The 19,167-nt window shown below is 52.3% G+C and carries 21 protein-coding genes, 1 tRNA gene and 3 pseudogenes; 11 read left to right on the top strand and 14 right to left on the bottom strand.

Annotated elements, in window-relative coordinates:
- Positions 1 to 55 precede the first annotated feature (55 nt).
- The 6 genes and pseudogenes from KWG61_RS01880 to KWG61_RS15775 form a co-directional block, all read right to left on the bottom strand.
- Positions 56 to 1,687, bottom strand: a complete 1,632-nt coding sequence (locus tag KWG61_RS01880; RefSeq protein ID WP_242744769.1) for an extracellular solute-binding protein — start codon at positions 1,685 to 1,687, stop codon at positions 56 to 58.
- Complete coding sequence (locus tag KWG61_RS01885) at positions 1,648 to 1,920, bottom strand: ABC transporter permease (RefSeq protein ID WP_242744770.1); 273 nt, start codon at positions 1,918 to 1,920, stop codon at positions 1,648 to 1,650. Before KWG61_RS01885 ends, KWG61_RS01880 begins: the two co-directional genes overlap by 40 nt.
- Before the next feature lie 36 nt (positions 1,921 to 1,956).
- Positions 1,957 to 2,793: an ABC transporter permease gene (locus tag KWG61_RS01890; RefSeq protein WP_230267313.1), complete on the bottom strand. Its 837-nt coding sequence runs from the start codon at positions 2,791 to 2,793 to the stop codon at positions 1,957 to 1,959.
- Positions 2,790 to 4,374 (bottom strand): annotated as a pseudogene (locus KWG61_RS01895) (ABC transporter ATP-binding protein). The gene KWG61_RS01890 and the pseudogene KWG61_RS01895 overlap by 4 nt, the downstream one beginning before the upstream one ends.
- Before the next feature lie 11 nt (positions 4,375 to 4,385).
- Positions 4,386 to 4,920 (bottom strand): annotated as a pseudogene (locus tag KWG61_RS01900) (helix-turn-helix domain-containing protein).
- Positions 4,921 to 5,083: 163 nt separating this feature from the next.
- Positions 5,084 to 5,215, bottom strand: a complete 132-nt coding sequence (locus KWG61_RS15775) for a hypothetical protein (protein ID WP_256460744.1) — start codon at positions 5,213 to 5,215, stop codon at positions 5,084 to 5,086.
- A gap of 152 nt (positions 5,216 to 5,367) precedes the next feature.
- Here KWG61_RS15775 and KWG61_RS01905 point away from each other — a divergent pair, with 152 nt between their 5' ends.
- The gene (locus KWG61_RS01905) at positions 5,368 to 6,228 is read left to right on the top strand and encodes a DUF368 domain-containing protein (RefSeq protein WP_230267311.1); all 861 of its coding nucleotides are present in this window, start codon (positions 5,368 to 5,370) and stop codon (positions 6,226 to 6,228) included.
- Positions 6,229 to 6,448: 220 nt separating this feature from the next.
- Here the strand turns inward: KWG61_RS01905 and KWG61_RS01910 are convergent, their stop codons facing one another.
- Positions 6,449 to 7,549 (bottom strand): cation diffusion facilitator family transporter, encoded by a 1,101-nt coding sequence (locus KWG61_RS01910; protein ID WP_242744771.1) that lies wholly within the window; start codon positions 7,547 to 7,549, stop codon positions 6,449 to 6,451.
- A 54-nt stretch (positions 7,550 to 7,603) separates the two neighbouring features.
- On the opposite strand from KWG61_RS01910, the gene KWG61_RS01915 reads away from it, so the two are divergent.
- Both KWG61_RS01915 and KWG61_RS01920 read left to right on the top strand, forming a co-directional pair.
- Positions 7,604 to 7,692 (top strand) — tRNA-Ser (locus tag KWG61_RS01915).
- A 25-nt stretch (positions 7,693 to 7,717) separates the two neighbouring features.
- Positions 7,718 to 7,942, top strand: coding sequence for a hypothetical protein (locus KWG61_RS01920; protein WP_242744772.1), 225 nt, complete (start codon positions 7,718 to 7,720; stop codon positions 7,940 to 7,942).
- A 72-nt stretch (positions 7,943 to 8,014) separates the two neighbouring features.
- Here KWG61_RS01920 and KWG61_RS01925 read toward each other — a convergent pair whose 3' ends face one another.
- Genes KWG61_RS01925 through KWG61_RS01935 form a run of 3 tightly spaced genes read right to left on the bottom strand, consistent with a single transcriptional unit; the run spans position 8,015 to position 9,032 of the window.
- On the bottom strand, positions 8,015 to 8,542 hold the full coding sequence (locus KWG61_RS01925; RefSeq protein ID WP_242744773.1) for a serine hydrolase: 528 nt from the start codon (positions 8,540 to 8,542) through the stop codon (positions 8,015 to 8,017).
- Complete coding sequence (locus tag KWG61_RS01930) at positions 8,455 to 8,751, bottom strand: hypothetical protein (protein ID WP_242744774.1); 297 nt, start codon at positions 8,749 to 8,751, stop codon at positions 8,455 to 8,457. Before KWG61_RS01930 ends, KWG61_RS01925 begins: the two co-directional genes overlap by 88 nt.
- Positions 8,752 to 8,759: 8 nt before the next feature.
- Positions 8,760 to 9,032, bottom strand: coding sequence for a hypothetical protein (locus KWG61_RS01935; RefSeq protein ID WP_242744775.1), 273 nt, complete (start codon positions 9,030 to 9,032; stop codon positions 8,760 to 8,762).
- 286 nt (positions 9,033 to 9,318) lie between these two features.
- Here KWG61_RS01935 and KWG61_RS01940 point away from each other — a divergent pair, with 286 nt between their 5' ends.
- From KWG61_RS01940 to KWG61_RS01975, 8 genes are all read left to right on the top strand, one after another.
- On the top strand, positions 9,319 to 9,666 hold the full coding sequence (locus KWG61_RS01940; RefSeq protein WP_230267308.1) for a hypothetical protein: 348 nt from the start codon (positions 9,319 to 9,321) through the stop codon (positions 9,664 to 9,666).
- A gap of 191 nt (positions 9,667 to 9,857) precedes the next feature.
- A complete protein-coding gene (locus KWG61_RS01945) occupies positions 9,858 to 10,157 on the top strand; it encodes a hypothetical protein (protein ID WP_242744776.1) in 300 nt (99 codons plus the stop codon).
- Between the two features lie 204 nt (positions 10,158 to 10,361).
- Positions 10,362 to 10,613: a VTC domain-containing protein gene (locus KWG61_RS01950; protein ID WP_242744777.1), complete on the top strand. Its 252-nt coding sequence runs from the start codon at positions 10,362 to 10,364 to the stop codon at positions 10,611 to 10,613.
- A gap of 8 nt (positions 10,614 to 10,621) precedes the next feature.
- Complete coding sequence (locus tag KWG61_RS01955; RefSeq protein ID WP_256460826.1) at positions 10,622 to 11,062, top strand: VTC domain-containing protein; 441 nt, start codon at positions 10,622 to 10,624, stop codon at positions 11,060 to 11,062.
- 113 nt (positions 11,063 to 11,175) lie between these two features.
- Entirely contained in the window at positions 11,176 to 11,427 is a 252-nt protein-coding gene (locus tag KWG61_RS01960; protein ID WP_242745755.1) for a hypothetical protein, read from the top strand.
- Positions 11,361 to 11,657, top strand: a complete 297-nt coding sequence (locus KWG61_RS01965) for a DUF4956 domain-containing protein (RefSeq protein ID WP_242745510.1) — start codon at positions 11,361 to 11,363, stop codon at positions 11,655 to 11,657. Before KWG61_RS01960 ends, KWG61_RS01965 begins: the two co-directional genes overlap by 67 nt.
- The gene (locus tag KWG61_RS01970; protein WP_242744778.1) at positions 11,654 to 11,812 is read left to right on the top strand and encodes a hypothetical protein; all 159 of its coding nucleotides are present in this window, start codon (positions 11,654 to 11,656) and stop codon (positions 11,810 to 11,812) included. Before KWG61_RS01965 ends, KWG61_RS01970 begins: the two co-directional genes overlap by 4 nt.
- Positions 11,813 to 12,053: 241 nt before the next feature.
- The gene (locus KWG61_RS01975) at positions 12,054 to 13,733 is read left to right on the top strand and encodes a carbohydrate-binding domain-containing protein (RefSeq protein ID WP_230267304.1); all 1,680 of its coding nucleotides are present in this window, start codon (positions 12,054 to 12,056) and stop codon (positions 13,731 to 13,733) included.
- A 164-nt stretch (positions 13,734 to 13,897) separates the two neighbouring features.
- On the opposite strand, the gene KWG61_RS01980 is transcribed toward KWG61_RS01975, so the two are convergent.
- The 4 genes and pseudogenes from KWG61_RS01980 to KWG61_RS01995 form a co-directional block, all read right to left on the bottom strand.
- Positions 13,898 to 15,226, bottom strand: coding sequence for an NCS2 family permease (locus tag KWG61_RS01980; RefSeq protein ID WP_230267303.1), 1,329 nt, complete (start codon positions 15,224 to 15,226; stop codon positions 13,898 to 13,900).
- 464 nt (positions 15,227 to 15,690) lie between these two features.
- A complete protein-coding gene (locus KWG61_RS01985) occupies positions 15,691 to 17,277 on the bottom strand; it encodes a 3'-5' exonuclease (protein ID WP_367614310.1) in 1,587 nt (528 codons plus the stop codon).
- Between the two features lie 347 nt (positions 17,278 to 17,624).
- Positions 17,625 to 18,896 (bottom strand): annotated as a pseudogene (locus tag KWG61_RS01990) (UvrD-helicase domain-containing protein); the annotation flags it as partial.
- 84 nt (positions 18,897 to 18,980) lie between these two features.
- Positions 18,981 to 19,166, bottom strand: a complete 186-nt coding sequence (locus tag KWG61_RS01995) for a PD-(D/E)XK nuclease family protein (protein WP_242744779.1) — start codon at positions 19,164 to 19,166, stop codon at positions 18,981 to 18,983.
- Position 19,167: the final 1 nt, after the last annotated feature.

Below are 19,167 nucleotides of genomic sequence, written 5' to 3' on the forward strand. Positions count from 1 at the left end.
GTTCCGGATCAAATCGATTTTCGATCCATCGGTTTTTCGCTTCAGGACACGCTGGCTAGCGGCTGTTGGATGCGATGATCTTGACCTGACTCCAGTACTGCGCAATCGTCTTGCGGCTGTCCGGATTGTATTCAAAGACTTCGTCCTTCGCATAGCCGGTACGCGGAATGTAGGCGTTGGTGCCGTCAAACTCCGTGGCTGCCAGTTCGTCTTCCGCTTCCTTGTTGGTCGCGGTATAGCCGACGTAGGACGAGTTGATCATCTGCGCTTCGTAGGACGCTGCGTAGTTGATGAAGGCGTAGGCGAGTTCCGGATTGGCCGCGCTCTTCGGGATACACATGGCATCGACCCAGAGGTTGGTGCCTTCTTTGGGCAGATAGTAGCCCATCTGGTCGTTTTCCTGAAGGATGTACGTCGCATCGCCGGAATACACCATGCCCAGCGCCTTGCGGCCGTTGGCCATGTTGTCGATGATTTCATCCGTTACGATTTCCGGTTCCATCGTGCGGACCACATCGCTCAGCCAGTCAAAGGCGTCCTTGAGCTCCTGGGAATCCGACGTGTTCATCGAATAGCCCAGATTTTTCAGAGCGGACATGAACTGGTCGCGCTCCGAATCGTACAGGTATACATCGCCTTTGTACTTCGGATTGCGGAAAATGTTCCAGCCGTCTTTTTCGAGATCTTCCTGGGACACTTTTTCCTTGTCGTACACAATGCCGACCGTACCCCAGAAATACGGAACGGAATACTGGTTTCCGGGATCGTAGGCGAGATCGCATACCTGATCGTCGAGCTGAACGATCGCTTCATCGACTTTTTCCGGATCGAGCTTCATCAGCAGGTCTTCGTCGATCAGACGCTGAATCATATAGTCTGAAGGAATCAGCACATCGAAGGATTCGCCGTTCGCCACCTTGATGTACATCTGTTCGTTGGAGTCAAAGTTGTCCACGACAACCTGAGCGCCGGTCTGCTGCTCAAAGTTCGAAAGCATTTCATCCGAAATGTATTCGCCAGGCAAATACAGATGCAGCGTCTGGCCCGCAAACGCCTGCGTACCGCGATCCGGGCGGAAGAAGAACAGGCAGCACGCCAGCGCGACAATGACCGCACCGATCAGCGAATTGCGCGCGGTGTGCTTGTGTGCCGAAGGCACGTAATTGGGGTCTTTCATGCGCTTTTCTTCCATGCGCTTGCGAACGACCGGGATGATGTTGACCGCCAGCAAGATGATCGTGATCAGAGCGACAAGCAGCGTGGAAATCGCGTTGATGGACGGATTGACGCGCTTGGCCATCGTGTACACCATGATCGACAGGTTCTTGACGCCTTTTCCCGTCGCAAAGTAGGAAATGATGAAGTCGTCAAAACTCATCGTGAAGGCGATCAGTGCGCCCGAGACAATGCCCGGCATGATTTCCGGAACGATGACTTTAGTCAGCGTCTGAAACGGCGTGGCGCCAAGGTCCATGGCCGCATCCGCCAGGTTCGGGTCAAGCTGCCGCAGTTTCGGGGTAACCGAAAGAATGACATACGGCGTACAGAACGCGATGTGCGCCAGAAGCAAAGTGACAAAACCGCGTTCGATATGGAAGGTGATGAACAGCAGCATCAGACCGATCGCGGTCACGATATCCGGGTTCATCATCGGCAGATCGTTGATCTGCGTGACGTAGGAGCGCACCAGCTTTTCGAATAGCGCAGGCCGATCGCGGTGATCGTTCCGACGATCGTCGAAATGACGGTGGCCAGAACCGCAATGACGATGGTGACATAAAGCGAATTCATCATGTCATGCGAGGCAAACATCTGCTCATACCACCGCAGCGAGAAGCCGGTAAAGCTTGTCAGCGATTTGGAGCTGTTGAACGAGAAGATGATCATGAAGAGGATCGGCACATAAAAGAAGATCATCATCAGCGTCGTCAGCAGCGCGCCGACGGGGCGTCTTTTTCATGCTTTGCCCTCCTTGGCCGCCTTACGGTCCGCCTTGCGGACAAGGGACATCAGAATCATCATCATCATCGCCATAATGACGGAAATCGCCGAACCGAAGTTCCATTCGCCGACGGTGATGAACTGGTTTTCAATGACGTTTCCAATCAGGAACCAGCCGCCTCCGCCGAGCAGTTTCGGAATGAAGAAGGCGGAAATCGCCGGCAGAAAGACGAGGGTAATTCCGGAAATGACACCCGGAATCGACAGCGGGAAAATAACCCGCCAGAACGTCTGGAACGGCGAAGCGCCCAGATCGCTGGCCGCCTCGACCAGCGAGGGATCCATTTTGGTCAGCGACGCGTGAATCTGCAGCACCATGTACGGCAGATAGTTGTAGACCATGCCGATCAGAACGGCGGTTTCGGTATACAGAATTTCCGCGTCCTTAATGCCAAACCAGCTCAGGACAATCGAAACCGGTCCGCCTTTGGAAAGGATGCCGATCCAGGCATACGTTCTTACCAGCATGTTGATCCACATCGGCAGCGTAATGAACAGAACGATCAGATTTTGCGTCTTCTGCTTGCAGCGGCTGATCCAGTACGCCACCGGATAGCCGATCAGCAGGCAGAGAACGGTCGTCTTGATCGCAACGCTCAGCGAGCGGCCGAGAATGATCAGAAAGTTGGGATCCGTAAAGAAACGGATGTAGCTGTCCAGAGAAAAGCGGAAAGTCGTGACTTCGTTTCCCGGCTGGACAATGGAATAAAACACGATCAGGAGCATCGGGAGCAGCAGCATCCCGGTTCCCCAGATCAGATACGGGATTGCGAGTCTGCGCCAGGTCTTCATGAGGTATAGCCTTCCTTCTCCATGACGTGAATGTCTTCCGGACCAAACGTCAGACCGACACGGGAACCTTCCTTATAAAAGTCCGTCGTATGAATCTTGAACTCGCGGCCTTTGGTCCAGAACGTTACCGGGTAAACGCCCGGTTCAATTTTTTCCGGATCGAAATCGTAGGTGACATCGAGCGGAATGGACTGGTCTTCGTTGTTCAGACGCCAGCCCTGCGCGTTCGCCCACGTTTTCAGGTCGGTATCAAGCGCCACGGATTCCTTGATTTCATCCTTGGATTTAAAGAAGTTAAAGGCGGAAACGCCCTCGTTTCGTTTTTCATCGCGGACGATCTGCTGGTCGATGACCTGAATGGTCTTGGTAATCGACAGGCCGCCCTGCGTCGTGAAGGTAATCGAATACGTACCGATCTTGTTTTCCAGGTCGGTTTCGACGTGTTCGATGGACAGCTGTTCATCGGTTTCGTCATTCCAGGCCTGCGCGTCGGCACGGGCGATCAGATCCTTTTCTTCGATGCCTTCCATATCTTCCACGTCCAGATAGAAGCTGTTTCCGGAAATGTGGATGTGGCCGTCGTCTTTCTGGTTGGCATCTTCGGTCGTGATGTGCATGTTCACAGTTACGTGGGTGCCTGGTACGGTTTCGACCATCATTTCGTAAAGCATGCCCTTGAACAGAACCGATTCCACGGTACCGGTCAGTTTTCCTGACCGACGGGAACGATATCAATGTCTTCGGGACGGATGACGACATCGACCGCTTCGCCGGGCTTGAAGCCCTTGTCGACGCATTCAAAATCCTGTTCGTCAAAGCGGACGAGTTCGTCCTGGACCATCGTGCCGGGCAAAATGTTGCTTTCGCCGATAAAGTTGGCGACATAGGCGTTGACCGGTTCGTTGTAAATTTCAACCGGCGAGCCGACCTGCTGGATTTCGCCCTCCTTCATGATGACGATCTTGTCGGACATCGTCAGGGCTTCTTCCTGGTCGTGGGTAACAAAAATAAAGGTAATGCCGACTTCCTGCTGAATGCGCTTGAGCTCGTACTGCATTTCCTTGCGCAGCTTTAAGTCCAGCGCGCCGAGCGGTTCGTCGAGCAGAAGCACGTTCGGTTCATTGACCAGCGCTCTGGCGATGGCCACACGCTGCTGCTGGCCGCCGGAAAGCTGGGTAATTTCCCGTTTTTCATAGCCTTCCAGTCCGATCAGACGAAGCATACGCATGACTTTCTGTTCGATAATGTCGTCCGATACTTTTTGATGCGCAGACCGAACGCGATGTTTTCGTAAACATTCATATTCGGAAAGAGCGCGTATTTCTGGAAGACCGTATTCAGCTCCCGCTTGTACGGGGGCAGCGAAGAAATTTCTTTTCCCTCGATGTAAACTTCTCCTTCATCCTGAGAAAGGAAGCCTCCAAGAATTCGCAGAAGGGTCGTCTTGCCGCATCCCGAAGGGCCAAGCAGAGTGACAAACTCGTTTTTGTTAATGTCGAGATTGATGCCCTTGAGAATAATCTGGTCATCAAAACTCTTCTGGATGTTCCTGAACTGAATCAGGGTATTGTCTTTTTCCATCTCTTTCCTTTCTAGAACACCGGAGGTGTCGAAACCCACAGAACGAGTGCGGGCGTTTTATAGGGGTTCTCCAGCCAGTGGCGGACGCTGCCGTCGGTATAAAACGTTTCGCCGGTGCGTACCGTCATGCGCCGTCCGTCTTCAAACGTCAGACAGACGGTTCCGCGAAGGATATAGCCGAATTCTTCCCCTGATGATTGGCTGTCGTCATCGAGGATTTAAACGGTTCAATGCGGACCAGGATCGGTTCCATTTCGTTTTTCTGCGCGTTGGGAACGATCCAGGTAATCGTATGATCGTCTCTTTCATCGACAAAGAAATCATCCTGTCGAAACACGATCTGGCTTTCCGGCTCTTCGCTGAAAAATTCCGGAAGGCTGGTGCCCAGGGCTTCCAGAATATCGGCCAGCGTAGAAATGGAAGGCGAAGTCAGATCCCTCTCGAGCTGGGAGAGGAATCCCTTGGTCAGCTCGCATCGGCTGGCGAGCTCTTCAAGCGTCAGGAATTCGCCTGCCTGAGGCTGCGAATCCGCGCTCCGATTTTCAAATCCATTGTCCTCTCCTTTCCGGGGCGTCCATACCGCCAAGCCCTTGCGGGCTCAGTCGCTGTTTAGCAATACTAAACAAAGAATATAACTTATATAAACGCAAAGCCCATTATATGCGCGATGCGTTCCATTGCAATTTCTAACGTCAAATAATCGAATTTTTTACATTCGCACCCCGTTTTCGTAAATCGAGGAAAAACCGCCTTCTGCGATGAGGGTCTGAAAGCGTTCTTTTATGCCGATGGGCATCGCCTGCGGCTTTGTTTTTGCCGGCTTTTTCTGATTATTGGACAACAGTTTTCTTTTGAGGATGCGTTTTGCAGACGCTGTCAGACAAAACTGTAAGGAAGACCCGTGGCAGGTCGGCCCGGCGGGTGTTAAGCGGATGTTATATAATACTTGGGTTTCAGCGCCGGTTTGCGAACCGGCTTTAAAGAGAGGTAATTATGAAAATTTCCAGTTTCTGGATGGATGTCCTGCGCGGCATGGTCATTGGCGTAGCCAATATCATCCCCGGCGTTTCCGGCGGCACCATGATGGTCTCCATGGGCATCTATGACAAACTGATTCATTCGGTAACGCATCTGTTTTCGGACTTCAAAAAGTCCTTCCGTTTCCTGCTTCCTATTCTGATCGGTATCGTTCTGGCGCTCGCACTTTTAGCCAAGCTGTTTTCGTTTCTGCTGGCGCGCTGGCCGATCGCGACCAACCTGGGCTTCTGCGGTCTGATCCTCGGCTCTCTGCCTTCGATTTTCAAGCACGTGAAGCATAAGGGATTCAAGCTTTCCTGCGGCCTTTGCTTTGCGGCTTTCTTCGTGCTGATCGTCGTGCTGGCCGTCGTTAACGAAAGCTCAGGAAATGATGTCGTTCTGCATACGAACTTTTTCGGCCTGTTCATGTTATTCATCGTCGGCGTCATCGCGGCGGCGACTATGGTTATCCCAGGCGTTTCCGGTTCGATGATGCTCATGCTGATGGGATACTATCAGCCCGTCATCAACCTGGTGTCCGACGGCATCACCGCTCTGCTCAAGCTCGACTGGGGCATGATCGGTCACTGCGTCATTCTTGGCGTCCCCTTTGCGATCGGCGTCGTTCTTGGCATCTTTGCGATCGCCAAGCTGATCGAGTGGATTATGAACAAATGGCATTTGCAGACAATGTGGGCCATCATCGGCCTGATCTGCGCCAGCCCGATCGCCATTCTGCTCAAGACCAGCTGGGCGTCCTTCTCCATCGGACAGCTTCTGATCGGTCTTGTCGCCGCTGCCGCCGGATGGTTCGCGGCCGGATGGCTCTCGGAATAGACAGAAATCCGCTTTCTCTGTTCCGAATTTCATTTGCGATTTCAGGATTTCCATTTCCCAGACATATCAAAGCGCCGGCTCGCTGCAAGAACGAGCCGGCGCTTTCGTGTGAATAAATGTAAACGATAAGCCAGCCATGGGGGCTGAGAATTCAATCAGGAGTACGGATGGACGATGCGCATTTCCATCCAGGCGATTTTGTCGTCGTTCAGACGGGATTTCAGTACGTCTTCGATTTCCTTTTGGAACGCTTTTCGTCATAGGGGACGATCAGATCGAAATAGAGAACCATCTGATTTTCCGGCGTCTCTTCAATGCGGAAGTCCTGAATCATCCAGTTCGGATTCGTTTTGCGCACGGCTTCCGTAAGCTTTTCTTCCGCGCGGGTCGTCTGTTCATCGTGCAGAAGAACCGGATCGACGTGTGTGACGAGCTCGATGCCCATGACTTTCATGACTTCGCGTTCAATTCGGTCCACTTCCTGATGGACGTCCATCAGATTAAGGGTGCCGTCCACTTCTACGTGGGCGGTCGCGTATTTGTAGCGGGGACCGTATTTATGGATGGCGATATCGTGGACGTCGATGACCATCGGATTGATCATGATCAGATCGATCATCTGATTCATTTCCTGCGGCGTCGGCGCTTCACCTAAAAGGATGTTGCTGTCTTCGCGCAGCAGACCCCAGGCCGAATAGAAAATAATGCCCGATACAACGACACCCATGTAACCGTCCAGATCGAATCCGGTAAAGCGGGAAATGAGCGTGGAAAGAAGAACCATCGCCGTACCGATCACATCGTTTCGCGAATCGATGGCGTTGGCTTCCAGCAGTTCGCTTTTATACAGCTTCGCGTACTTATGGTTATAAGCGTACATGTACAGCTTGACCGAAATGGAAAGCACCAGAATGATGACGGCGGCCCACTCAAAATGAACCGGCGTCGGATGAATAATTTTCTGGAAAGACTGCGTCACCATGTCGATGCCCAGATAGACAATGACCATGCCCATGAACATCGCGGCGATCGTTTCCGTCCGCTCATGCCCGTACGGATGTTCCTTATCCGCCGGCTTTTCAGCAATCTTGAACGAAATGATCGAAACCACATTGCTCAGCGAGTCCGTTAAGTTGTTGATGGCGTCGCCGCAGATCGAAACGCTGCCGACGAGAACGCCGATAATGTATTTCGAAAGGAACAGTGTAAAGTTGAGGGCAATGCCCACCCAGCCTAAGAGCCGGCTGATGATATAACGCAGTTTCGTCATATCGTCTGTTTTTTCCTTACGGAGAATTCGGTTGACCAGCCAGGTAACCATAATTTTGCCTTCTTTCTTTTCTGAAAATATATGGTAGAATATTGAACGCAACACGGAGACGTATCGAAGTGGTCATAACGGGCCTGACTCGAAATCAGGTAGTCTGAAAGGGCTCGTGGGTTCGAATCCCACCGTCTCCGCCACGAGAACTTAACGCTGAAGGAAGCCATGCGGCACGCCTTCAGCTTTTTTATTTTCCGCTGGGCTTCGGCATTCGCTTTGGCATGTGCTTCGGGATCTGCTTTGGTTTTCCCACTGCGCGCCGATCCAATGTGCCTCGTTTTGCGCGTTCTGCTTTTCCGTTTTTTCTTTTTACGTATTTGTATTTTCGGTGTCTTAGCGGCTTTCCTGCCGGAACGCGTGCGAGTACCGTCAAAGAAAGCCTGCCGATGATCCATCCGCAGGCCATTAGTCCTATCGTATTCTTTTTAAACGGGAATGGAAACAGGAACACCGAAACGCTCCTCAACTACTCCCCTGCTTCTCTTCGGTATCCAGAAGACTCTGCACGCGCAGCGCCAGATCGCCGACAAATTTTTCCGCCTGAATATCGTCGGTCATTACGCAGAGGACATACGGACAGGATGCTTCGAGATCGAGCCCGGCCCTGTTGACCTGTGAGCCATAGGCTCCGTATTTCTGGGCAATCGGCCGATCGAGGAAACGGTTGAGATAGTTGGCCGGCTGTGCGTTTTCCATATCTTCAATCAGCTCTTCATACCGCTCAGGCGAAGCTGCGATTTCCAGAAGAACATCCACCATAACGCCCGGACTCATCAGATTGTCCATGGAAACAAAGTCTTTGTCTTCTGTATGGTTCGGCCAGCGTTCTTTCATGATCGATTTGAACTTTTCCCAGCCGCCAAGATGTTCAAACAAAATGTGGCCGGCGGTATTGTCCGAAGTCAGAATAACCTGTTCGAGAAGTTCTTCAAGATCGATATACGAACCGGCCGCATAGCGTGAGGCAATAACAGAGACATCTTCGTACATGTCGGCCCGGTACAGCAGGGGCTTTTGAGCAGGGACGGATCTTTCTCCAGGCGGTCATACCAGATCATCGCCAGCGGCAGCTTGTACAGACTCGCTCCGGTATACAGCTCATCTTCATTGAGCGTCCAGGAAATGGAACCGTCCAGCGAATGGATGGCGATGCCCGTTGAATCTTCATCGATGGCGTATTCTTCCATAATTTTGTCCATCTCCTCATTCAGCGCTTCCTGCAGCGCCTGCGCATTGCCTTTGCGGACGGTCTGCCGGGCGAAATGGCGTTGGCCAGCCGCAGATCGACGCCATCCTGAATGCGGCTCATCATTTCCCGCAAAGCCTGCGAAGATGTCAGAGCTTTAACCGATGCATTTCCATCGATTTCCGTCCTGTTTTCCTGCGCCATCAGCCGTTCACTGCATCCTGTACCGGACAGCCCGACAGCCAGAACAGCCGCCATCAAACACAAAGCGATCTTTCCGCACACTCTCTTCATACCCGCTTTTTCCCTTTTCCTTTCAGGCGTTGTGGCGCCTGAAAACACTCTTTTCTTTAAATCTTTCAAAATTGTACGGAGAGCCCCTGTAAAAATCAATGTGCATAAAAAACGAATGCCTGTAAAACAGACATTCAAAAATCTCTCCGGATCCGTGTGGGCAAAAAGGCGGACCGCCCAAAAGCAGAAGTTTTGGAATGGGTTCTTTCGTTTTACGTATAATACTCAAGGAAACAGAAATTCGAATACGGCCTGTCGCCGGGATTCGGATCCAAGGAGGATTTACATGTCAGAATCAAACGCACGCATTGTCGTTCTTAACTCCAGCCGTTTTGGTCAGGGCAATCCGCGTCTGGGCGAATCGCTGATGGAAGACTTTCTCGATACGCTCGCCAAAAGCGTAAATGTCCCGCAGGCCATCCTGCTCTATAACTCGGCGGTCGTTCTCGCCTGCAAGGATTCGAAACTTCTCAAGCCTCTCAAGGCGCTGGCGGATCTTGGCTGCAAAGTTCTGGTCAACGAGGAAAGTCTGGTCTTCTATTCTCTGGCCGCAAATCTCGAATGCGGCGAGCCGACATCCTTAAAGGACATGACGGAATGCATGATGGAAGCCGACGCCGTCATTAAGCCCTAACGCCAAAAAGCACTCTTTTTCCTCGTCTTTCATTCTCGTTTGGACGCATGTCCAGCCATCCTGAATTTTCGTAGCCGCTTTCATTTTGTGTCCTTTCCATGCAATATTTGACATCACTTTCAAACAATCTATGATAGCTAAGGCATTTCTTCCTAGCGAAGAGCTGCCGAAGCGAAAGGAGATGCAAAACGATGGAAAAATGGACTCAGGAGCAGTATGAGCAGTATCTGAAAACCAGAAAACAGAATGCTCATGACGCATTGAATTTGTACATTGAAGTGAATGCAAAAGAGATGCAGGACGAATGCGAGCCGGGATCGAAAAACCTTTCCTGCGCCTGCAAGGTCATGCTGGCGCAGATGCTGGAAGGCGACTGCTTTGTGGTAGAACCCAAAGTCAAATCCAGAATTGCCGGCAAGCTGACGGTACGCTACTACGTCGATAATCTTTCTCCGGAAAGACGGACGTGGGAAGAAGCCCAGGCCGACTAGCCGCTCTTCACCAGATTTAATGCGCCTGAACGACAGGCGCTTTTTTTATTCGCATTTGTATGCCGTTTTGCCGGTTTTGTTCCTCTTTTGCAGTATATCGATTTGTCTGCCTGCCTTTTTTGAAAAGGACGGGCTTTTTTCGCTTCTTTGGATTTTCTTAAGAATTTTAACAATCCTTTGAAACGCTCCCGGCAAGATGAGGCCATGGAAACGTTTATTCGAAAAGAACTGAAATACCGAATCGAGGAAGACGCCAAGGCGGCGTTTTTAAAAGAAGCCGGAGAGCACCTCATTCCGGACACTTACTTTGAATGCGATATTTACACGATTTACCTCGATACCGAACACTTTGATCTCATGCGCCTTTGCGAAGGCAAGCCCGACTACAAGTGCAAAGCCAGACTGCGCGCCTACAAGCCCGTATATAGCGAGGAGGATGCTTTCTTTTCGAGCTGAAAAAGAAAATTCGCGGCTGCTCGTTTAAGCGAAGGCACCCGTTTACGAAAGCTTCGCTTCAGAACTTTTATGACCATCCAGAACATGCCGGCGAAAATTCCGTCACTAGAGAAATCGCTTCGTTTTTAAACACCTGGCCGGTACGGCCGCGCTTCACGCTGTACGCCCATCGCTTCTGCTACGTGTGGAAGGAAGATCCCACGCTGCGGCTGACGTTTGATGACCAGCTGTTTTATCGCGATGTTCGCCCGGGTCTGTATCGCGATCCCGACGATGTCCCGCTGCTCGAAAAAGGATGGAACATTTTTGAGATCAAGTGTTCCCGTCCGCTGCCCTTAGAACTTTGCCGCCTGCTTGAGCGTCCCGGCATTGTGCCCGGCTCCTTTTCCAAAGCCGGGGCGGCGTATGCCCGCCAGATTCAGAAAACCGACCGCCTTCCGGCGGTTTGAATCGAAAGAAAACGATTTTCCCGATCCAGCCGATTCGTCTCGGACTGTCCTCCCCAGACAGTCCGCTTTCAAAAGACTTTTTCAGAAAAATTCACTAGAAAGGAACCCATACGATGACTGAACTCGTTTTTACCAATCTGTTTCTTCCGACTCTTGCCGCGTTTGGAATCGGCATTGTCGGCGCTCTGCTTTGTCTGGCCGCGTTTCGGCCGACCCGCTCCATGCTTCTGACCTGCGCCTTTTGCCGCCGCTCGTCTGTTCGTGCCTGCTTGCCGTCAACGGCTCAGTCGGCACGTCCATCGCGGTCCTCGGCGTCTTTGGCCTGGTCCGCTTCCGCTCTCTGCCGGCCAAAGGAACGGACATGATCTGCATCATTTACTCGATGGTCACCGGTCTGCTCTGTGCCTGCGGGGCGAGCCTTGCGGCGCTTGATCTCTGCATTGGCATGGACCTTTGCATGCTTCTGGCCGCCTGGATTTTTTCGCGCCGCAGCCTCATGCAGATTCAGATCGTTGTGCCCGAATCCATGCCAAACGAAGCAGTCTATACGGACATTCTTTCGCGCTTTGGAAAAAGGTGCACCTTGAAAAGATGAAAACCGCCGGCATGGGCACGCTGTACGAACTTTCCTATACGTTCCTTCCCAACAGCCATTTTGAGAGTACGCGCCTGCTCAACGAAATCCGCGCGGAAAACGGAAACCTTTCCGTCACCCTGCTCGATCTGCACGACGGCGGCGAACAGCTCTAAAAGTCAGGCAGGAAAATCTTCCTGCAGGCAAAGCCAATCCATATTGTCCATAAAAGACAATATTAAAACCTTATTTGCTTGTTGTTTTCCCACAATTCCATTTTTATCCTTTCATCTGCTTTTTGAACTTTGGATCAAAAATCCGAAGGGTAAGGCGGATTTCCCTCTGCCTGAAATCAGAAAAATCCGGACGGATCCGGATTTTTCTTCGAAATCTATCCAACACAGGATACATTAGACCATGCCTAAAACCCATCGAAAATATGGCGTTCGCGCCCTGCTTGGCGCGGCGCTGGCCGCATCCATGCTGGCGGGATGTGTACCTTCAAAAAACACGCCGGAAACCGATTCTTCCGCGATCCAGAACGAAAAGGATCGGTTCAATAAAAAACAGAACGAAGAGAAAACGGAAGACACGTCCGAAAAAGTTGACGACGATATTGAAATCGCCGACCTTCAAAGCGTATCTTCCAGTACTATCGATCTGTCTTCCGCGTCTTCCGGTCTGAAAATCGTAAACGGTGGCACGTACACGCTGACCAGAACCGGCAAGTATCCGGTTGTCGTGGACGCCAAAGACCAGAGCGTGACTTTAAAGCTGGACGGCGCCAACCTTTCGGTAACCGACGGCCCGGCAATCTTTGTTCGCAACGCGAAAGACGTGGCGATCGAAACGAGTGCAGCCAGCACCGTTTCTTCGAACTCGCATGCCAAAGACAGTACAATTGCCGTTCTTGACGCGGCGATTTATTCCCGTGCGCCGCTGACCCTTTCGGGCAGCGCGAAACTGACGATTTCCGATGCCGCCGGCTCCGCCGTCAAAGCCAAAGAAGATCTCGTTGTCCAAAACGGAACGTATGCGCTGAGTGCTGAAGAAGACGGCATTCACGCCAGCGACGCGCTGACCATTCAAAACGGCGATCTGACCATTCAGTCCGAAGATGAAGGCGTAGATGTCAACGATACGCTGACCATCGAAAAAGGCACCTTTACGATCACCAGCCAGGGCGACAGTCTGCGCGCCGAAGGCGCCGTTACCTTGAAAGACGGCACATACACGATCCAGTCCGAAAGCGAAGGCATCGAATCCAAGGACACGCTGACCATCGAAAAAGGAACGTATACCATCAACAGTACCGATGACTGCCTCAATGCCGCCAACAGCCTGATCATTCAGGGCGGCAAGCTCACCCTCGTTTCCAAAACGAATGACGGCGTCGATTCGAACGGCGATCTGCTCATCTCGGGCGGCGAAATTTACGCGGCCGCTCTTCAGAATCCGGAAGGCGCCTTCGATACGGATCGCGGCACCTTTAAAATCAGCGGCGGAACGGTAGTCGGTCTTTCCACGACGGCGACCAAACCGACTGATGCCGCCCAGAACACCGTCATGATTGCAGCCTCTTCCTTCAAGAAACTCGAACTGAAGCAGAACGGAAAAACGCTGATCACCTGGAACAATACCCAGACAGGCAATGCCGCTTCGATCACGCTGACTCTTTCCTGCAAGGACCTCACAGCTGGAAAGGACGCCGAACTCTGGCTGGACGGCACAAAGAGCGAATTCTTTACTGTGGAAGAAGGCCTGACCACAGTCGGAAACATTTCCGTTATGGGCCCGGGCGGCATGCAAGGCGGTCCAGGCCGCGGCCAGATGCGGGAGGAGTTTGATCCGGAAGATCTGCCGGACGATTTTGACCCCGAAAACATGCCGGATGACTTTGATCCGGAAGACATGCCCGACGATTTTGAAGGCATGATGCCCCCAGAACGTCCGGATGGAGAAAGCGGAAATTCCAATGGCCAGAACGGCGGCCGTCCAAACCGTCCGTCCAGACGACCGGATACAGACACGTACGGCGACTGGGACGCGCAGTCCGGCGCAACACAGAATGGCCAGTCGAAAAGCCAGTCCGTCTAAACCCTTTTCCAGAACGGGAAAAACAGAAAGCAGGCCGGCATACGACCTGCGATCCATTAAAAAATCACTACGATACAGATATAAAAGAAGCAGGGATTTCCCTGCTTCTTTTTGTATGGATTCCGTCTGAGGCGGATATTCGATCGATTGTTTTTTAGTATGGACTAAGCCATCAGGTAAGGCGAAGCGAAGTAGATCACGAAGATTACCATCAGGATCCATACGGTCGGATGGATTTCACGGATCTTGCCGGCAGCGACCATGCACACTGCGTAGGCGATGAAGCCAAACGCAATACCGTTGGAAATGGAGTACATCAGGATCATGGAAATGATGGTGATGAACGCCGGAATTGCGATCGTCAGATCATCCCACTGGATGCCCTTGAGCTGCTGCGCCATCATGACGCCGACAACAACCAGAGCCGGAGCAGTTACCGCGTTGGTAATCATGCCGAGAACCAGCGGGCTGATGAAGATGGACAGAATGAAGAGAACGCCTGTAGTTACGGCAGTCAGACCAGTACGTCCGCCTACGCCTACACCAGAAGACGATTCAACAAAGCTGGTTACTGTGGAAGTACCCAGAGCAGCACCGATGCAGGTACCGATGGAGTCAGCCAGCAGAGCCTGCTCAGCATTTTCGAGTTCGCCGTTTTCCTTAACGAGACCGATTTCGTTTCCGATCGCAACCAGAGTTCCGGCGGTATCGAAGAAGTCTACGAACAGGAAGGAGAAGATAACTACCAGCGCATTCATCGGATGGGAGAAGAGTTCGCCAAATCCGCTTGCGAACGCACCGGCAGCGCTCATGTCAAAGTTTGTGGTGAGAACACCGTTGATGGCCGGCATGCCGTCTACGCCGCAAAGGCCGAGGATAACGCCGATCACCGCGGTGATGATCAGGCCGACAAATACGCCGGCTGGAATTTTGCGGACAACGCAGACGATTGTGATGATGATGCCCAGCAGAGCCAGCAGAACCTGCGGATCTACGAAGGAGCCAAGACCTACGAACGTCGATTCGTTCGCCACGATGATGCCGGCGTTTTTCAGGCCGACAAACGCGATGAAGAAACCAATACCGGCACCGATGGCCAGCTTGAGCTGAACAGGGATGGAATCGATGATCTTCTTACGGATTCCGGTAACGGAAATCAGAACAAATACAAGACCGGAAATAAAAACAGCGGCAAGTGCAGCCTGCCAGGAATAGCCCATGGTCAGAACGACCGTATAGGAGAAGAGGGCGTTGACACCCATACCGGCGGAAAGAGCAACCGGATAGTTAGCCAGCAGACCCATCAGAAGACAGGCAGCAGCGGAAGAAAGTGCAGTTGCCATGAATACAGCTTCTGGTTTCATGCCAGCATCCCCAAGAATCATCGGGTTTACAGCCAGAATGTACGCCATGGCCAGGAACGTGGTAATACCGGCAATGATCTCGGTTTTTACGTTCGTTCCTTTTTCTTTAAGATGGAAAAGCTTTTCCATAAGGTTGAAGAATCCTCCTTTATCATTTGTCCGCTTGTACAAAGATCCCGGTCTTTGTCTTCCGGACACACACAGTATAATGGAGCAGAATATTTTTCAATTTCTGACATTTGATGGGTCAATGATGGATGTAAGGGTGTACGGAAAAGGGATTCTTTTGCGGTTCACCGTTTGAAAAAGGACGGATTCGAGTGAAAAGTAAAGGACGATTGGAAAATAATATCTACAGAAACCGCTAGTTTTACCGGTCATTGTCCTCGTTTCCAATCCTGAAAAGTAAAATAACAGAACGAAAGGCTTTCAAAACAAGTCTTACGTTCTGCTTAAAACTGTATGATTTTTCGCATCCTGTAAGCGGTCTGTAAAGCAATCCAATAAAGATTAGGGCATTGTACAGGATTTATTCATCGTTTCCTGATCTGGATTTCTTTCCCACATTTTATCCGGATTTTGGCCGGTTTTGATCAGATTTCGAACAGAGACGCCAGTTCAAAGGAGTAAATCCAGGCGCGCACTTTCCGGTCGGGATGAATGCTCTGCATGGCTTTTCGATACGTTTCGAGCTGGCCGCGGTAGCGGTCCGCAAGCGACTGTTCATCAAAGGCCGCGTCCGTCTTGAAGTCGAGAATGTCGATCGTGTCGCCGTCAAAAACGACCAGGTCCATGTAGCCGTGAATGATCGTACCCTTTTCCATGACACAGTAGGGGCATTCAAATTCATGGGGCAGTTCCATCCACTTCGCGTACGTCGCGTTGTCGTTCAGCCGCAGCAGCAAGTCCGCATCGCCAGACGACAGACCGAGTCCGGACTGGCGAAGGCGCTCTTCTACGTCCTCGCGCGTATACGGCCAGGGCAATGTGGCGGCCATTTCATGAAAGAGGGTGCCGCGCTCTTTGGCCAGTCCGCTTTCGACGCCTTTGCCATAGCCGCCTTTGGGCCAGGAGGCGTGGGCCTTGGTTTTGGAGGCGGTCTGCGAATAGACGATCTGTCTGGGTCCCTGATAGCGGCGAATGGAAATTTTCTTATGATGGCTGACGCCGCGATCGGGACGCTGAAGCAGCTCCGGCACGTCTTCAAAGTCCACCAGATCAATCGGGTTTCGATGATACAGGGAGAAAAACCAGCTTGTAAAGCCGTTGTTGGCCAGAATTCGATACAGGTTCAGCGTGCCGTCGTACAGATTTTCGTTTTTGAGCGTATCGACAAAGACTAATTCTTCTTCCGCACGGGTGCACGCCACATAAAGCAGACGCATCTTTTCCTGCTGCTCTTCAAAGAAGCGCTTCGTATCGAAGGCGATCGTTGCGGCGCTTTTGTGACTGAGCATCGTATTCGGATCGAGCGCCTTGAAGGCGACGCCCAGATCCGCATCGAGCAGAATCGGACTCATGCCTTCGATGTCGCTCTGCCGCTGTTCGCAAAGAATATAGACGAGCTTGTACTGCAGGCCTTTGGAGGCGTGAATGGTGGAAATATGCACCGCGTCTTCTTCCTTGCCAAAAGGCATCGCTTCACTGGTCTTATCGAGATCTTCTTCGAGCGCGGCTGAAGACAGAAAGCCTTCCAGATCGAGCAGGCCCTGAGCCGAAACCGCCTTTTCCAGAAGCAGATCGAGGTTCGTCTTGTCCTGCGCCGAAGTGGAATAGTCGTAAAAGCCGCGGATCTGATAAATGCCGACAATCATTTCGGGCAGACTCAGATCCTTCAGCGTTTTGAGGTCGCGCACGATTTTTAACAGTTCGTAGCCTTTTTCGCTCTGACGAAGCCGGGTGTACAGCGACTGACCGTCTTCGCTGCCGCTCAGCATCGGCAAAATATCCTGCTGCGTAAAGCCGGTCAGCGGCGAAGCGAGCACGGACATCAGCGCGATGTCGTTTCGTTCGTCTTCAATGACGCGCATGGCGGAAAGAACGACCTGCACCGCCTTGTTCGTATAAAAGCCATGGCGCACATGATGCACGGAACGGATGCCCCAGGCTTCCAGCGCCTTCTTGATCTTGTCGTGGGACGTGGACGAGCGGGTAAGAATTGCGATGTCGCGCAGGGCGATGCCTTCTTTTTCACGTGGTTTTCGATATCCTGCGCGATCAGATCGAACCGGTTTTCCCGGTGTTCCTTCTGGGCTCCCGCGGCACTAAGGCTTTCGCCAAGGCGCGCATCCTTTCCAAACTCGGTATACAGAAAGCGCACCGGCTTCTGCGCCTGTTCCTTCTGGCGCGCACTGCCGGTTACCGCCGTATCGATGGCCGAAAACTGGGAAGGAAGACCGTCGACGTTCATCAGATGGCGGAAGAAGTCGTTGTTGAAGCGGATCAGACTGTCGCTGGAACGGTAGTTTTCCTGCATCGCTACAATCTCGTCGTATTCGCCTGGATGCTCCAGGTGATTTTTCATCAGCTGGGGTCTGGCCTGACGGAAGCCGTAAATGGACTGCTTGATATCGCCGACGCGGAACACATTGTTTTTGCGGGCGATGGCCTGAATGATCGTCTCCTGCAAGTCGTTCGTATCCTGGTATTCGTCGATCAGAATGACTTCAAAGCGATCGCGCAGCGCTTTGGCGGTTTCGGGATCCTGCAAAATTTTCCATGCGTACAGTTCCATATCGGAAAAGTCGATAAAGCCGGCTTTCTTTTTGATTTCCTGAAAGCGGCGGCGCACATCGATGGCCAGATCGATAAACGTATTGCGCACGCGCTCGATCTGTTTTGCGGACTCCTCATACTGCTTTCTGGTAAAGAGGACATCGGCGATTTCCTTTTCAAACTTACGGGAGTCGGTCTGAATGTCCTTAAAGGAAATCTTGTTAATGGTGGGCGTGAATTTGTCCGTTGTTTCCGCATATTCGATAAACTGCGCGCCAAAGGCTTCATAATCCCCTTTGGCCAGCGCTTCGCGACAGCGCTCGAGCGCTTCGACTTTCCGGGAGAAGCGCTCGATGTATTCGCTTTGCTTGGCGGCTTTGGCAAAGTCCATGACCTGCACTTCTTCGATCATTTCCTCAAAAATATCGATCAGCGCCTCACAGCGCACGTCAAAGTATTTCAAAAACCAGGCGGACATGTCTTCCGCCTCATGGCGGCAGGCGTTCATCCACCCGTCCGGATCGGCCTTGCTTTCGGCCAGCGACAAATAGCGCAGCAGGCGGCTGCGCAGATGTTCTTCCTTCTGACCGCACGCTTCCATGTACAGAAGCAGTTCGGCGCTTCTGGCGGGATCGAGTGCCTGCATGCTCTGCTCCACCGCTTCCTCAAGCGCCTGACTGTCCGCGAGATCGTTATCGATGCGATTGACCATCGAATACGGAAGGCCAGCGACGAAGTAATACTGCTGCACGATGGACAGGCAGAAGGAATGGATCGTACAGATCATGGCAGTTTCCAGCGCCCCGATTTCCTTATTCAGAGACGGGTCGGTTTTCGCTGCTTCCATCAGACGGTTTTTCAGACGGACTTTCATTTCGGCAGCCGCGTCTTCGGTAAAGGTCACCGCCAGAATGGACGAGACGGGGACATGATCGTCCACGACCAGACGGCAGAGCCGTTCCACCAGAACGGCGGTTTTACCGGCGCCCGCGCTGGCACTGACCAGCAGATTCTTATTGCGCGAGTCGATGACTTTCTGCTGGGCCGGCGAAAAGACGAGCGGCTTTTTCGGGAGTTCCTGCATCTGGCTGTCCTGGGACCGATCCAGCTGCGCATCGTTTTCCAGGGCCTGCTGGACGGCTTCGTTTTTGTGGAATCCTCCATGGCGTTACTCCTTTTCCTGAGCCGCGTTGCGGCAGATCGTTTTGTACGGGCAGTGCTGACAGGCTGCCGGACGATGATACGGCTGAATGTCGTTTTTCTGCAGGCTGTCGGCCAGCTGTTCGGCCTGCGAACTCAGTTTTTCCTGCGTGCTCACATACGTCGGTACGCGGCCTGCCAGTTCGGCGCGCATG

The organism is Allobaculum sp. Allo2 (assembly GCF_022701175.1).
GTDB classification, from domain to species: Bacteria; Bacillota_I; Bacilli_A; order Erysipelotrichales; family Erysipelotrichaceae; genus Allobaculum; species Allobaculum fili.

What these genes read in the sequence shown, in the direction of transcription:
- KWG61_RS01970 (WP_242744778.1), top strand. Translation starts at nt 11,654, where the DNA reads ATGAAAACCGCCGGCATGGGCACGCTGTACGAACTTTCCTATACGTTC.
- KWG61_RS01905 (WP_230267311.1), top strand. Translation starts at nt 5,368, where the DNA reads ATGAAAATTTCCAGTTTCTGGATGGATGTCCTGCGCGGCATGGTCATT.
- KWG61_RS01925 (WP_242744773.1), bottom strand. Translation starts at nt 8,542, where the DNA reads ATGTACGAAGATGTCTCTGTTATTGCCTCACGCTATGCGGCCGGTTCG.
- KWG61_RS01940 (WP_230267308.1), top strand. Translation starts at nt 9,319, where the DNA reads ATGTCAGAATCAAACGCACGCATTGTCGTTCTTAACTCCAGCCGTTTT.
- KWG61_RS01975 (WP_230267304.1), top strand. Translation starts at nt 12,054, where the DNA reads ATGCCTAAAACCCATCGAAAATATGGCGTTCGCGCCCTGCTTGGCGCG.
- KWG61_RS01935 (WP_242744775.1), bottom strand. Translation starts at nt 9,032, where the DNA reads ATGAAGAGAGTGTGCGGAAAGATCGCTTTGTGTTTGATGGCGGCTGTT.
- KWG61_RS01950 (WP_242744777.1), top strand. Translation starts at nt 10,362, where the DNA reads ATGGAAACGTTTATTCGAAAAGAACTGAAATACCGAATCGAGGAAGAC.
- KWG61_RS01995 (WP_242744779.1), bottom strand. Translation starts at nt 19,166, where the DNA reads ATGCGCGCCGAACTGGCAGGCCGCGTACCGACGTATGTGAGCACGCAG.
- KWG61_RS01930 (WP_242744774.1), bottom strand. Translation starts at nt 8,751, where the DNA reads ATGGACAAAATTATGGAAGAATACGCCATCGATGAAGATTCAACGGGC.
- KWG61_RS01945 (WP_242744776.1), top strand. Translation starts at nt 9,858, where the DNA reads ATGGAAAAATGGACTCAGGAGCAGTATGAGCAGTATCTGAAAACCAGA.
- KWG61_RS01960 (WP_242745755.1), top strand. Translation starts at nt 11,176, where the DNA reads ATGACTGAACTCGTTTTTACCAATCTGTTTCTTCCGACTCTTGCCGCG.
- KWG61_RS01890 (WP_230267313.1), bottom strand. Translation starts at nt 2,793, where the DNA reads ATGAAGACCTGGCGCAGACTCGCAATCCCGTATCTGATCTGGGGAACC.
- KWG61_RS01910 (WP_242744771.1), bottom strand. Translation starts at nt 7,549, where the DNA reads ATGGTTACCTGGCTGGTCAACCGAATTCTCCGTAAGGAAAAAACAGAC.
- KWG61_RS01920 (WP_242744772.1), top strand. Translation starts at nt 7,718, where the DNA reads ATGCGGCACGCCTTCAGCTTTTTTATTTTCCGCTGGGCTTCGGCATTC.
- KWG61_RS01885 (WP_242744770.1), bottom strand. Translation starts at nt 1,920, where the DNA reads ATGATGATCTTCTTTTATGTGCCGATCCTCTTCATGATCATCTTCTCG.
- KWG61_RS01980 (WP_230267303.1), bottom strand. Translation starts at nt 15,226, where the DNA reads ATGGAAAAGCTTTTCCATCTTAAAGAAAAAGGAACGAACGTAAAAACC.